Origin of the sequence: Sorangium sp. So ce131 (assembly GCF_051519095.1) — a bacterium.
Taxonomy (GTDB): Bacteria; Myxococcota_A; Polyangia; order Polyangiales; family Polyangiaceae; genus Sorangium.
The window spans coordinates 3,387,501-3,401,146 of sequence record NZ_CP150455.1 but is presented as its reverse complement, the minus strand read 5'-3'; the positions used below and the strand labels follow the sequence as shown (position 1 = coordinate 3,401,146).

The following is a 13,646-nucleotide window of genomic DNA, read 5'->3' as shown; positions in this document are numbered from 1 at the left end:
ATCCTCGCGCTCCGCGAGCGACGCAGCGCCCGAACGACCGCAAGCATTTCGGCGTGGAATGAGACGGCCGCGCCGCAGCAGGGTCAATCTCGATGCGCGGCTCGCGCCCCCTCCTCCGCGCCGGGTCGCGCCCCGCTCAGCGCCCGTCCACGGATGCGTCCGCTTCCTCCTCGAGCAGGGCGGCGAGGTCGCGATCGATCTCGCCTCCCAGCTTGTCGGCGAGCTCCCGGACCCGGTCGAGCTCCCGCCGGAGCGCGCGGTGGTGGTTGCGGTTCTTGAGGAGCTGCTGCTGGCCGAGCAGGGCGAACGCCTCCTCGCGGCTCCCGGTGCGCCGCACCGCCGCGCCCAGCACGAGGCCCCGGAACGCCTCGATCAGCTCGAGCGGCAGCGGCGCGCCGGCGCGCCCGCGCCGCTCCGCCTCCTGCACGAACGCGTGCGCCGCGCGCCAGAGCTGCGTGAGCAGCGCGCCCTTGTCCGGCGCGTCCTCGTAGGCGAGGGCGCGCTCCAGGTGGGTCCTCTCGAGCACGAGCTCGCCGCCGAGCCCGCCCCGCTCGGCCAGCGCGAGCGCGTAGGCGCGGCGCATGATGTTGTCGAGCTGCCGCAGGTTGCCCGGCCAGGCGACGTCGAGGAGCAGCTTCATCGCGTCGGGCCCGACGCGCGCGGCGCCCTGGCCGCCCCCCTCGCGGTGGCGCCGCTTCAGCATGTAGTCGGCCCAGAGCGGCAGCTCGTCGAGCCGCTCGGAGAGCGGCGGGAGCCGCACGGGCAGCACGTTGATCCGGTAGTACAGGTCCTCGCGGAAGCGGCCCTCGCGCACGGCCGCGCGCAGATCGGTGTTGGTGCCGATGATGAAGCGCACGTCCGCCCGGCGCTCGTTCCCCTCGTCGCCGAGCGGCCGGTAACGCCGCTCCTCGAGCACGTGGAGCAGGCCCGCCTGGGCCTTGAGCGACAGCTTGTCCACCTCGTCGATGAAGAGCGTCCCCTGGGCGGCGCGCGCGATCGCGCCCGGGTTGTCGCGCACCGCGCCGGTGAACGCGCCCCGCTTCCAGCCGTAGAGCTCGGCCATCTGCAGGTCCTCGGGCACGCTGAGCAGATCGAGCGTCTCGAACCGCTGCTGGCGGCGCGTCGACTGCTCGTGGCACCAGCGCGCGAGGCGGGACTTGCCGGCGCCCGTCGGGCCGCTGATGAGGATCGTCTCTTCCTGCCGCGCGAACACGCGGAGGAGATCGATGAGGCTCGCGGTGGTGGGCCCGACGACCGGCAGGAACTCGTCCGCGCGCGGCGCGTTGACCGGCCGGGCCGGCAGGGCGCGCAGGTAGGGCGCCGCGGCGCTGGCGAGGAGCTCCAGCAGCTCGTAACACCTGCGCCACACGAGCTCGCCGCCGATCGCCTGCTTGCAGCCGACCTCGAGCGCGATCATCCCCTCGACCGTGCCCCCCGGGGCGCGCAGCGGCACCACGTGCACGTGCGTCGCGTCGCGCTCGAGCATCCGCTCGCGCGTCTCGCTGCCGGGCAGGCAGGCCCCGTCGCGCCGCTCGACCACGCGCGCGGGCGCGCCGTCCGGCAGCCAGGGGCGCAGCACGCCGAGCTGGACGTCGATCGAGACCGAGCAGCGGTGCTCGAGCAGCCAGCGCCACACGCTCCCCGAGGTCAGGTACCCGGTCCCCTCGACGCGCGCGCCGCTCCGGTGCTCGAGGCCGAAGAGCCGCTGGTAGCCGTCCTGGGGTCTGAGGTGCACCACCCCGCGGAGCAGGCGCCCCTGCGCCGCGAGCGGGCTTTCGGCGAGCGCCGCCTCGACGCTCGCCAGCATGTCCTGCAGCACCGCCGTCGCGGCGTCCTCGAAGCAGGCAGCCCCCATGAGCCTGTTGATCAGCGCCGGGAGCAGGTCATCGGGCATGAGGCGTAGGCCAGGGTACACAAGGTGCGTTCAGCCCGAGGGAGATTTCTAGGAAACCCGGGGGCACCCAGCATCGTAAGAAGGATCACCAGTCAACATCTACGCCAGATTTTTTCGATACCGGCGGCGTCCCGCGAAGACGTACGCGCGTCCTCCCAGGACGCGTGAGCTCGCCTGTCGGGGCGCGTCTCGCGAGCCCCCCTCCGCCGAGGGTCGACCGCGCGGGTTGGGCGTCGTCCCTGCTGGAAGGCGCCGTCGCTGCGCCGAGATCGGGTAGGCCGTCCCGCGGCGCCCGTCGCCTGCGAGCGCAGCTTGACCTTCATGAGCCCACACCGCGAGACTTGCCGCGCCCAGCTCCCCCGCTATCCCACCTCGTCGCTACCGACGCGGGGGTCCGAGCCCTGCAGCGTTCTCGTCAGCGCACTGCGGAGGAACACCTCCCGCCCGCTCCTCGATGGTCAAAGGCGCCTCCGCACCCTCTTCAACTGGATGGGGGCGCTCTACCCCTCGTCGCGGGCGGCGTCGATGAGGGCGCCCAGCAGCGCCGCCAGCTCGCGCTCGAAGGACGGCCCGCGCGCGATGGGCTCGCCGCCGACGACCCTGGCGCTCACGGCGCCGAGCGTGCCCCGCAGCGCCTGCAAGCCGAGGCGCCCGCGCTCGGGGCTGGCCGTCGCGGCCGTCACGCCGACGACCTTGCGCTCGAGCTCGCCGGTGCCGATCACCCAGTCGATGGCGTTCTTGAGGGCGCCCGGCAGGCTGTGGCCATATTCGGGCGAGGCGATCAACAACGCGTCACTCGCCGCGATGGCGCGCCGCCACTCGCCGACGGCCGGGGGCGCGCCGCTCGCCTCGATATCGGGGTTGAAGAGGGGCAGATCGCGGATACCGTCGTACAGGACGAGCTCGACGCTTCCGGGGACCATGGATCTCGCCGTGTGGAGCAGCGTCAGGTTCGATGATCTCGCTTGAAGGCTCCCGCAGACGCCGAGGATCCTCATCGGCCAACGCTACACGGGGCTCGAGGGAAGTTCAAACGGCCGACATCCCTGCGTCGTCTCCACGGCTCTCTCCCCCGCTCGCTCACCCCGTGCCGGCCAGCAAGAACAGCCCGTACTCCCCGGCCAGCGTGAACCCGAGCGCCTCGTAGGCGGCCATGGCCGCGCGGTTCTGCGCGCCCGTGAACAGGATCGCCCGCGTCGCGCCCTCTCCCCGCGCCGACAGCAGCGATCCGGCCACGACCGCGCGCGCATGACCACGCCCGCGCAGCTCCGGCGGGGTCCACACGCCGCCGACTTGCACCATGTCGGGAAGGCGCGCGTTGAAGAACGTACACGACACCGGCTCTTCCTCCTCTTTGCCGGAGACGAGCACGAACGCGTTCCCGTCCTCGTGCTGGCGTGTGACCTGCTCGCGCGACGAGGCGTCGAGCGCCGGGCCGGGCGCCCAGCCGAAGAGCTCGGTCGAGTACGCGGCGCGCCAGCGGGCGAGCCGATCGACGTCGCCGGGCGCGGAGCGCCGGCACACCACCTCGCCGGAGGCGAGCGGGGCGGGCACCCGCAGCGCCGAGAGGTCCAGGACGAACAGCTTCTCGCGGCCGTCGCGCGCGGCCAGGTGCTCGGCGAAGCCGAGGGCGCGCCGGGCGCGTTCGACCTGCTCGTACGGGCCCGTGACGCCGATCCGCTTCGCCCGGCCCGACCGCTCGACGGCGGCGCGCGCGACGTCCTCGGTGTGGACGGGCGCCTGGACGATCACGAGCCCGTTCCAGCAATGCGCCGCCACGGCGACGATGCGGCCCTGATCGAGGGCGGCGACATAGGTGGCCTGGAACGGCTCGCCCTGGTCGGCGAGGCCGGCGGTGCGGGCGTTGGAGCGCAGGAACATCGAGGTGTCGGCGTGCTGGACGAGGAACGCCTCGAGGGCGGCCTCGTCGCCTGGAGCGAGGGTGCGCAGGGTCGTCGCCATGGCGAGAGCCTACCAAAGGTCTCCGCGGAATGGCGGCCTCAGCTTGACAGCGGCGCGCAACGCCTCACGCTGGTGCTTGCGCGAGGCATGGAGCCCGCGCGTTGAACCCCGCCGGCGGCCTCGCGCCCCGGCGAGAGGAGAGTGCCATGTACCCGGGAATGATTGCGTGGTGGAAACGCGCGCAGCGCCGTGCTGCGTTTGGCGCGGCGGCAGGTTGCGGACGGTCGGGCGGCGGGCCGGGGTGGGCCCACGCGGGCGGCGAGCACGACGGCGAGCTGGGCGGGTGGAGCTTCGGGGTGCGCAGGCCGCTCCGCTTCCTCGCGGAGAGGCTCGGGCTGAGCGACAAGCAGGTGGCCGAGCTGGCGCGCCTCATGGACGACCTCAAGACCGAGCGCGCCCAGGCCGCCGTCGACAACCGCCGCGTGACCGCGGCGTTCGCCGACGCGCTCGCCGGCGACACGTTCGACGAGGCCAGGGTCGCCGAGGCCGCGGCGGCGCGCGTCCGGACCGCCGAGCGGCTGCGCGAGGCGGTCGTGAAGACGCTCGCGCGCACCCACGCGCTGCTCGATCCGGAGCAGCGCAGCCGGCTCGCGTACCTCATCCGCACGGGCGCCATCACCCTCTGAGCGCGAGGCGCTCCCTTCCCCCCGCGGCGCGCCGCCGGCGTGGCGCGCCGCCAGCGTTGTTTTCGAGCGCCCCTCCCTCGTTTGAGCCTCCTTGAGCGGCCGGGCCGCGCGAGGCGCTCAGATCGGCAGTATCGTGTCCGACGCGGCGGGGAGCAGGTTGTCCAGGATAGCCCCTGTGTCGCACGCCTGGAGGAAGGTCGTCATCACGCTCGCGCGGTGCGGCAGGAACACCTCGGTGAGCGCCGGGGAGAGCGCGCCGCGCTCGTCGATATGCACCTCGCCGAGCGTGCCCGGCCACTCGAGGCCGCAGCCGATCTTCCTCTCCGGGCCGAGGAACTGCTCCGGAGCGTGGCAGCCCGCGCAGGACTGGACCGAGGCGCGCTTCAAGATGGACTCGGCGGTCAGCGGGTCTCCCGGAGGGCAGGACAGGTCGGGCTGCGCGCGCGCGATCTCCTCCTCGATCTGATCCAGGAGCGGCGTGTCGCGCGCGAGCAGGGCGGCATAATCGGTCATCGCCCGGCCGCTCACCGCGCTCTCTCCCGCGTTGACGCCGCTCGGCACCTCCATCCGGATCCCCGGGACCCGAGCCGCGGCGAGCAGCGTCACGTTCATGCGGAACGAATCCACGAACATGAGCGCGGCGTCCGTCGGCTCGCTCGATCCCGGGGCGTACAGGGTCGGCGCAGGGTTGTTCTTGACGGTCGTCGGCGCGAAGAGGAGCCGCGGCAGCTCGCTTTTGCCCGGGGTCGTCAAGCGAAGCTCCCGCATCTCCCACGGGTCCTGCATGCGCTGGCTCACGCGCACCTGCCCGCGCTGGGAACCATAAGTCCCGTCATCGCTCGACAGGAGCCCGAAGTGGTTGGGATCCACGAGCGGCGCGAAGCCCGGCAGCCCGTCGAAATAGAAGGCCTCGAGGCTCGCGGTGATCGTGGCCGGGTCCTTCCCTTCGAGGCTCGCCCACAGCGCTGCGGGGGACGAGCATGTCATGATGTCGCCCGGCGTCGGGTTGGAGAGCGCCCCTTCGAAGATGAGGAAGAGCCGGTTGTCCGGGTCGTCGCGCCCCGACTGCTTGGCGTAGATCATGCGGTACTCGCCGCAGGTATCCATGGCCCTCGTGGCCAGATCGAAGCGGTTGACGAGCGCGACCGGCGCGAAGTAGTCCGGGCGACCCGGCGTGAACAGGTCCGGGCTCCGCGCGAGCGCGCCCTCGGCCCGCGGGCAATCGACGGGAGCCGCGTTGGTAAACGCGCGGTTCTCCGGGCTGTCACAATGGATATTGTCCGGGAACACGGCGCCGGCCGTGGTGTTCTCCGTGTCGAACAGGCGCTGCAGGAGCCCGAGCGGCGTCATCTCCGTCTCCCCGGCGCGCGCGAGGATCTGCGCGAGCACCCGCTCGAGCTGGAACGGATCGAGGATGTCCGGGTCGGTCACGACGAGCGCCGGTCCGTCGCTAGGAACCGAGATGGAAGGGTCACATTGCACGGGGTCCTGCGGATCGAGCAGCTCGCCATCGTCCGCGGGAAACGAGGTCGAAGGCTCGACCGGGTCGACCGGGTCGACCGGGTCGACCGGGTCGACCGGCTCGGTCGCGAGCTCGGCCTCGGGGAGCGCAGGGCCGGGCGTCCCGCACCCTGCGACCAGCGCGCACGCAAGAGCGACCGCACAAGCGCGCCGCGCGCCGCGCGGACGAAGAGACCTCGCCATCATGACCCCTCCTTTGATTGATCTGAATCCAAGCACCCAAGCGTGAGGGGGGAACGAGCCCCTCTCGCCCTCGATGCTATTCGTGCCACAGTAGGGGTCAAGCGCGCCGCCGCCGTCGCGCTGCGCCTTCCGTGCTGCGCCTTCCGCGATGCGCCCTCCTGGCAGGGCCGTGGAGGCGCGGCGGCTCGGCGGCGTCAACAGGCGCCTTCCGTATGCGCCCGGGTCGCACACCGGGTCCCGCGCCGATCAGGCCCGAGCGCGCGGCCGGCGACGGTCGTTGAACGCGCCGGCCGTCGCGCGGGCGAACCCGAGCTCACGCGGCGTTTTGCCACACGCCGCAGGCGTGCCTCACCGTGCGATCGGCGTAGCTGGGCGGCGGACACGGCCGGAGGACGCCGTCTCCGAGTTCAGCACGTTCCGCCCCGAGCACGCCGGTGCTGGCCTTGTGTTTGCATTGCGCGGGCTCAGCGAACAGGTCGCGATCCTGGCGGCGCGGAGGCATCCAGCCGGTCGCTGGAGCCGCTGTGCAGGGCGGCTCGGCGCTCGCCCGAGATTGCATCGGGAGGTCCCTTGGGCATCGAGATTCAGCAGGATCATTTCAGGACGGCGGATTACCCCCTGTTCAAGCGGCGCCTCCAGCAGCACCTCACGGCGCTCGAGATGGTGATGAGCCGACCGGGGTTCGGCCTCGGCGAGCCGACGATCGGCACCGAGCTCGAGATGTTCCTCGTCGACCGTGAGGCGCGGCCCGTGCCGATCGGGCCGGAGATCGCCCGCGCGGCGGGGAGCCCGATGATCACGCCGGAGATGGGCGCGTTCGACATCGAGCTCAGCACCAAGGCCGTGGCGCTCGCGGGCCGGCCGTTCTCGGCGCTGCGCGAGCAGATGCGCGCGACCGTCGAGGAGATCCAGCGGCGCGCCGCGGCGCGGGGCGCGCGTGTGGTCCCGGTCAGCATCCTGCCGACCTTCCGCCGGCAGGACTTCCACCCGGCGACGATCACGAACCTGCCCCGGTACCGCGCGCTCGCCGCGGGGCTCTGCCGGCTGCGCAAGGCGCCGTTCCATATCCGGATCGACGGGCAGGAGCCGCTCGATCTGATGTCGGACGATCCCGCGATGGAGGCGGCGAACACCGCCTTTCAGGTCCACCTCCGCGCGGATCCGGACTCCTTCGCGCGGGTGTTCAACGCGGCCATGATGATGACCGCGCCGGTGCTCGCGGCCTCCGGCAACTCGCCCACCTTCCTCGGGCACCGGCTGTGGCACGAGACGCGGGTCGCGCTCTTCAAGCAGGCCGGCGACGACCGCCCGCCGGAGCCCGAGACGGACTGGAGGCGCCCGGCGCGCATCGGCTTCGGGACGGGCTGGGTGCGCGACGGCGCGGCGGAGCTCTTCCGGGAGAGCGTCGCGCTGCACGAGCCCATCCTCCCGGTGTGCAGCGACGAGGACGCGATCGCGTGCGCGACCGCGGGCGGCGTGCCCCAGCTGCACGAGCTCCGCCTGCACCACGGCACGGTCTGGAAGTGGAATCGACCGGTGTACGATCCGGCCGGCGGCGGCCACCTGCGGATCGAGCTCCGCGCCCTGCCGTCCGGCCCGACGCTCGACGACATGCTCGCGAACGCGAGCGTCCTGCTCGGCGGCATCCTCGCGCTCGCGCCGACCGTGACCGAGCTCTTGCCGTCGTTCCCGTTCGCGCTCGCCGCGAGGAACTTCTACCACGCCGCGCAGCACGGGCTCGACGCCGAGCTGGTCTGGCCGTCCGAGCCGGGCGCCGCGCCGAAGGGCGTCCGCGCGCGCGATCTCCTCCTCTCGCTCCTGCCGCGGGCCGAGGAGGCGCTGCTCACCGCCGGCGTGGACGCGCGGGAGGCCCGCCACTTCCTGCAGATCTTCGAGGCGCGCGTCGAAAAGGGCATCACCGGGGCCGTGTGGCAGCTGCGCGCGCTGGACGCGATCGAGGCCCGCAAGCCGTCGCGGGAAGAGGCGCTCCGCGCGGTGGTGGAGCAGTACCTCGCCGAGATCGGGTCCGGCAAACCGCTGCACGCCTGGGCGATCCCTGGGTGACGCACATCGGAGGAGATCCATGCACCACAACGCGACACAGGCCGTCGCGGAGCAGCTCGACGCCGGGCTCTTCGCGCCGGGGGCGATGGACGAGGCGCGGTTTTCGTCGTTGCTCGAGGAGGAGGCGAAGCTCGGCCTCGTGCACGGCGCCCGCCCGCTCTGCCGCCACCTGCGGCCCTACCTCATCTCCGAGCGGGACTACGCCGCGGTCGCGCGCGCCGCCGAGCTGATCACGGCCGCCGTCGAGCGCGTCGCCCGGCGGGCGCTCGCCGATCCGGCCATGGCCGAGGAGCTCGGCATGTCCCGCGAGGAGCTCGCCGCCGCGGCGATGGATCCGGGCGACGGGCCGTTCCTCACGGTCGGGCGCCTCGACATGCTGGTGACCGAGGGCGGCTTTCACTTCATCGAGCTCAACGCCGACTCCCCCGCCGGCATCACCGACCAGCTGCTCATCGAGCAGACCCTGATGGCGCTCCCGCACGTAGCGCGCGTCCGGAGCCGTCCTTTCGTGCGCACGCCGGCGCCGCACCTCGGGCTGCTGCGCGCCCTGCGCGAGGCGTACGCCGGGTGGGGCGGGCGCGAGCCCCGGCCGACCATCGCCATCGTCGACTGGGCCACCGTCGACACGCGGGCCGAGTTCAAGGTGCTCGCGGACCTGTTCGCCGCCGAGGGCCACCGGACGTTGATCCTCGATCCGGCCGAGCTCGAGGTCGGCGGCGGCCGGCTCTCGGCGCGCGGGGAGAAGGTCGATCTCGTCTACCGGCGCGTGATCACGCAGGAGCTCCTCTCGCGGTGCGGGCTGGACCACCCGCTGCTCCGCGCAACCCGGGACCGCGCGGCGTGCGTGGCGAACTCCTTCCGGATCAAGCCGCTGAACAAGAAGGCGTCGTTCGCGGTGCTCAGCGCCCCGGAGTTCTCGGGCCTGTTCTCGCCCGAGCAGCGGGCGGCGATCGCGGCGCACATCCCCTGGACGCGCCGGGTGAAGCCGGGCCGCGTCGCGTGGCGTGGCCGCGAGGTGGACCTGCTGGAGCTCCTCGAGGCCGAGCAGGAGAGCTTCGTGCTCAAGCCGAACGACGACTACGGCGGCAAGGGCGTGCTGCTCGGGTGGCAGACGTCCCCGGCCGTGTGGCGCGGGGCCGTCCGTGGCGCGGGAGCGGACCCGGAGCAGCGGATGATCGCGCAGGAGCGGAGCCGCTCGCGCACGCTGCGCGCGCCGACGTTCCGCGGAGGTATCGTGGAGGAAGAGGTCTACTTCGACCTTTGCCCCTTCGTGTTCGCCGGCCGCATGGAAGGCGCGATGGTGCGGCTCTCCGCGTCGGCGGTGAGCAACGTGTCCGCGGGCGGCGGGGTCACGGGGCTCATGATCGTGGACGACGCGCTCGCGCTGCGGGAGGATAGGCGGCATGTGTGAGCTGCTTGGCATGGTCTCGAACGTGCCGACGGACATCGTGTTCTCGTTCACCGGGCTCGCGCTCCGCGGCGGACAGACTGGGCCGCACGCGGACGGATGGGGCGTGTCGATGTACGACGGGCTGTTCGCGCGGACGTTCCTCGAGCCTCACCCCGCGTTCTCGAGCCCCCTCGCGCGGTTCATCCGGGAGAACCCGATCCACACGGCGCTCGCCATCGCGCATGTCCGCAAGATGACGCGCGGCGGAGCGGCCCTGAAGAACACGCACCCTTTCATGCGGGTCCTGCACCGGCGGCACATCGTGTTCGCGCACAACGGAACCCTGCCCAATGTCAGGGACCGCAAGCTCCGCTTCGAGACGCCCATCGGCGACACCGACAGCGAACACGCCTTCTGCGTGATCCTCGAGGAGCTGCGGGCCGCCTACGGGTCGCAGTACCCGACCGACGCGCACGCGCTCGGCCGCACGCTGTTCGAGCTCGGGAACGAGCTCGGCAGCGATGGAGTCTTCAACTTCCTGTTCGCCGACGGCGAGCACCTCTTCGCGCGCTGCGGCGACCACCTGTCGTGCATCGTCCGCCGCGCCCCCTTCGGCGAGGCCACGCTCGTGGACGCGGACGTCAAGGTGAACTTCAACGACGTCCACGGCATGGGCCCGGACGCGCGTATGGCCGTCGTCGCGACCGAGCCGCTCACGCGCGACGAGCTCTGGAGCAAGGCGACGCCGGGCACGTTGTGGGTCTTCCGCGCCGGCGAGCTCCTGGCGTCCTTCCCGGAGGAGGCCCCCGGGCCGGCCTCACACGCCTGAGCGGCGCGGGCGCTCAGCTGCGCGGCCGCGCGAAAAGGCCGCGGAAGAAGTCGCTGATCGTGTGCTCTTTGTAGTCGCGGAACTCGCCTGCGTCGAGGTACACGCCGCCGCACACGCTGCATGTCTCGTACCAGATATGCGATTGTTCCGGATCGACCATGCGCACCATCGGCGTCGTGCACCGGGGGCACGGCACCCGCCGGATTTCGTTGTTCCGCCGCCCCACCGCGGGATCGCCGGTGTCGATCTGCTGGGATCCCTCGATGGCCTTGAGCATCTCTTTCTCGCGGCTGTCGAACCAGATGCCGCCGCAGCGGGTGCATCGGTCGACGTCGACCCCGCCGAAGGTGACGATCTGCATCGTGGCCATGCATTTCGGGCAGTTCAACTTGCGCTCCAGTGCGGCACGCGCCGCGGTCAGGCGCAACGTACCAGAGGCGTCGGATCGCGTGAAGGGCCGGGGCCGGCGCGGCGTCCTCGCCGGCCGGCGTCGCTGCGCCTGCGCCTGCGCCCCGCGCGCGGCGCGCGGGCGTGCTGGGTTCGTCTGGGGCGGCGGGCCGCGCGGGGCCCTCGCGGGCTGCGCGCGCCGGGGCGCGGCGGTCACCGGCGCGAGCGCCCGCCGGGTTACGCGGCGGGGTGGCTCAGCTTCGAGTACCTGGTGCAGAAGAACATGTACACGCCGTAGGCGCAGAGGCCGGCGGCGACGAGCACGAGCAGCACCGTGCCGAAGGGCGACGTGGCGAGCGTGGCGAGGGCGTCGTCGACGTCCTTGGACTGCCCGGGATCGTGGGCGATCGCGGCCTTGATCAGCGCCGAGCCGATGATGCCGAAGACGACGCCGCGCGAGATGAGCCCGATGCGGGCCATGCGGAACACCCAGGTGCGCTCGGGGGAGCTCATGCGCTCGGTGTCGAGGTCCCGCGCGAAGCGGCACTTCATCGATTTGCGGATCTGCGCGACGGCGACGCCGATGACCACGGCCCCCGCGAGGCCGACGAGGACGCCCCCGAACGGCTGCTCCATCAGCGTGCCGACCCAGGTCTCTGAGCCGCCGCCCCGCCCGCTGTCGCGCCCGAGCGCGAGCTGGAAGGCGGTGAGCGCGAGGCCTGCCGAGACGACCCCGCTGACCGCCCAGCCCACGCGCTCGGCCGTGCCCTTCGCGTCGTGGCCGACGTGGCCCGGATCCTTGATGGCGAGCACCTCTCGCCACAGGGCATATCCCAGGAGCCCGATCCCCACGACGAACAACAGCACCTGTCCGAACGGCTGCTCGCCGATCACCCCGACCGCCTCGCGCCCGCCGGCGGTCTGCCCGCCGCCCCGGAGGGCGGTCTGGAGCGAGAGCGCCCCGATCAGCACATAGACCAGCCCCTTGGCGGCGAACCCGACCCGGGCCAGGGTACGCACCCAGCCGTTATTTTCAGGCTGGGTAAACATATCTCGCGACACCGGAATTTCCATGAGCTCGTTCTCCTGCCTGGAGTCCTGTGCAGTGCGCATGCCACCGGGCGAACGCGGCGCGGTGCGTGATCCTGCGGGCGCCGGCGGCGGTGCGGCGAGCCGCGCGCGTCGTGAATCGCGTCGTGTGTTGTGGGGCGCGCTGCCACGCCACGGCCCAAGACTGCCTCAGGTGCCGCGTATCTCCGCTGCTGGACAACACGGGCGGGAACGCGGAGGAAGCGAGTCAGAAGTCGCCCTGCCCGCCAGCAAACACGCCGGTGTCGCAGGGGGTCTGCGACGGATAACCCGCTGTCGTGGCGAGACGTCGCCCTGCCCGCCGGCAAACGCGCCTGCGTCGCTCGCCCTGCGATGAATCGCCTGCTATCGCGGCGACATGGTAGGGCATTGACATACCCTTGCCGCTGGAGTTTGCTGGCGCACACGTCCCAGCTTCCGGTGTGGCCATCGGCTCGGTGAGCACGATGGCCGCGGTGGCCTCTCCCTTCCCTTCCCTCCGCTGTTTGTGCCAGCTTCCCGCACCTCGATGACGCAGAACCTCCTCGACGAAGCACCCGAGCCCGCGCCGGAAGAGCCGCGCGGCGTCGCGACGCCCGCTCCCCTGACCGCGCAGTCCTTGTGGGGTGCCCGCGCCGCGGCGCTCCGTGCGCGGGTGGCGCCGTGGCTCGACCGTCTCCCGGGGTTCGGCGTGGTGTCGCTGCGGGTGGTCGTCGCGCTCGCCGCGGTGGCGGCGGTGGTCACCTACCTCGTGCTCGCGGTCGTGCACCTCCGGTACCCGTTCGAGATCGAGTGGATGGAGGGCGGCATGCTCGACGAGGTGCGCCGCGCGCTGGAGGGGCGGAAGCTTTATGTGAAGCCGACGGTCGAGTTCGTTCCATTCATCTACTCGCCGCTCTACTTCTATGTTGCCGCTGCGTTCTCGAAGGTCCTCGGGCTGAGCTTCTTCTCGGCGCGGCTCGTCTCGTTCCTCGCCTCGCTCGGCGTGATCGCGCTCGTCGCCCGCTTCGTCCATCGCGAGACCGGCGGCAAGCTCGCCGCCTTCCTGGCGGCGGCCGTCTTTGCGGGCACCTACAACCTCTCGGCCGGGTTCTACGACATCGCGCGTGTCGACTCGCTCTTCGTCCTCCTGCTCCTCGGCGCGCTTTACCTCGTGCGTTTCCGCCGCTCTCTCGTGTCAACTCTCGTCGCGGCGGTGCTCTTCACGCTGGCGCTGCACACGAAGCAGTCCGCGTCGGTCATCTTCCTGCCCGTCGCGGCGCACGTCCTCCTCACCGAGTGGAAGCGCGGCCTCGTCTTTGGGGCCGCGGGCGCCGCGATGATGGTGGGCAGCGTGCTCTTGCTCGACTGGATCCACGACGGCTGGTTCTGGTACTTCGTCTTCTGGCTTCCGCGCCAGCACCCCTGGGTATCGCGGATGTGGACCGATTTCTGGCGCCACGATCTGATGACGCCGCTGTCGGTGAGCTGCCTCTTTGCGCTCTATTACTGGGCGGTCGGCCGCGCCGCCCCTGCGCTCCCCGCCGCGAGAGCGGCCGAGGGTCCTGTATCGCAGGACGGGGGTTCGACCTTCGCTCCGCCTTTCGACGAGAGCCGGCGTTTCTACCTGTTCGCAGCGGTCGGGATGATCGGCGCGTCGTGGGCTGGGCGTTTGCATTCCGGCGGCTGGCCGAACGTGATCATGCCGGGCTTCGCGATCCTGTCGATCCTCTTCGGCCTGGG

General features: G+C 72.0%; 11 protein-coding genes (1 of these 11 only partly in view). 5 read left to right on the top strand and 6 right to left on the bottom strand.

What is annotated here, in order from left to right; translation table 11 throughout:
- Positions 1–136: 136 nt before the first annotated feature.
- The 3 genes from WMF43_RS12635 to WMF43_RS12625 form a co-directional block, all read right to left on the bottom strand.
- Complete coding sequence (locus WMF43_RS12635; RefSeq protein WP_437680107.1) at positions 137–1,894, bottom strand: sigma-54-dependent transcriptional regulator; 1,758 nt, start codon at positions 1,892–1,894, stop codon at positions 137–139.
- A gap of 500 nt (positions 1,895–2,394) precedes the next feature.
- Entirely contained in the window at positions 2,395–2,892 is a 498-nt protein-coding gene (locus tag WMF43_RS12630) for an NADPH-dependent FMN reductase (protein WP_437680106.1), read from the bottom strand.
- An 82-nt stretch (positions 2,893–2,974) separates the two neighbouring features.
- Positions 2,975–3,856 carry a GNAT family N-acetyltransferase gene (locus WMF43_RS12625; protein WP_437680104.1) on the bottom strand — a complete coding sequence of 294 codons (882 nt, stop codon included), beginning with the start codon at positions 3,854–3,856 and terminating at the stop codon, positions 2,975–2,977.
- 146 nt (positions 3,857–4,002) lie between these two features.
- Here WMF43_RS12625 and WMF43_RS12620 point away from each other — a divergent pair, with 146 nt between their 5' ends.
- On the top strand, positions 4,003–4,482 hold the full coding sequence (locus tag WMF43_RS12620) for a Spy/CpxP family protein refolding chaperone (RefSeq protein ID WP_437680103.1): 480 nt from the start codon (positions 4,003–4,005) through the stop codon (positions 4,480–4,482).
- A 117-nt stretch (positions 4,483–4,599) separates the two neighbouring features.
- On the opposite strand, the gene WMF43_RS12615 is transcribed toward WMF43_RS12620, so the two are convergent.
- Positions 4,600–6,189 carry a hypothetical protein gene (locus WMF43_RS12615; protein WP_437680102.1) on the bottom strand — a complete coding sequence of 530 codons (1,590 nt, stop codon included), beginning with the start codon at positions 6,187–6,189 and terminating at the stop codon, positions 4,600–4,602.
- Between the two features lie 567 nt (positions 6,190–6,756).
- Here WMF43_RS12615 and WMF43_RS12610 point away from each other — a divergent pair.
- The 3 genes from WMF43_RS12610 to WMF43_RS12600 are packed head-to-tail and all read left to right on the top strand — an operon-like array spanning position 6,757 to position 10,469.
- Entirely contained in the window at positions 6,757–8,250 is a 1,494-nt protein-coding gene (locus WMF43_RS12610; RefSeq protein WP_437680101.1) for a hypothetical protein, read from the top strand.
- A gap of 19 nt (positions 8,251–8,269) precedes the next feature.
- Positions 8,270–9,661 (top strand): hypothetical protein, encoded by a 1,392-nt coding sequence (locus WMF43_RS12605; protein ID WP_437680099.1) that lies wholly within the window; start codon positions 8,270–8,272, stop codon positions 9,659–9,661.
- Complete coding sequence (locus tag WMF43_RS12600; protein ID WP_437680097.1) at positions 9,654–10,469, top strand: class II glutamine amidotransferase; 816 nt, start codon at positions 9,654–9,656, stop codon at positions 10,467–10,469. Before WMF43_RS12605 ends, WMF43_RS12600 begins: the two co-directional genes overlap by 8 nt.
- 13 nt (positions 10,470–10,482) lie before the next feature.
- On the opposite strand, the gene WMF43_RS12595 is transcribed toward WMF43_RS12600, so the two are convergent.
- Together WMF43_RS12595 and WMF43_RS12590 are read right to left on the bottom strand one after the other, a co-directional pair.
- A complete protein-coding gene (locus tag WMF43_RS12595) occupies positions 10,483–10,896 on the bottom strand; it encodes a zf-TFIIB domain-containing protein (protein WP_437680095.1) in 414 nt (137 codons plus the stop codon).
- Positions 10,897–11,093: 197 nt separating this feature from the next.
- Positions 11,094–11,876 carry a DUF1206 domain-containing protein gene (locus WMF43_RS12590; RefSeq protein ID WP_437680094.1) on the bottom strand — a complete coding sequence of 261 codons (783 nt, stop codon included), beginning with the start codon at positions 11,874–11,876 and terminating at the stop codon, positions 11,094–11,096.
- 577 nt (positions 11,877–12,453) lie between these two features.
- Here WMF43_RS12590 and WMF43_RS12585 point away from each other — a divergent pair.
- A protein-coding gene (locus WMF43_RS12585) for a glycosyltransferase family 39 protein (protein ID WP_437680092.1) crosses the window boundary here: on the top strand, positions 12,454–13,646 show its 5' portion. It continues 502 nt past the right edge of the window; 1,193 of the gene's 1,695 nt are visible here — the first part of the coding sequence; it begins with the start codon at positions 12,454–12,456; its stop codon lies beyond the right edge, outside the window.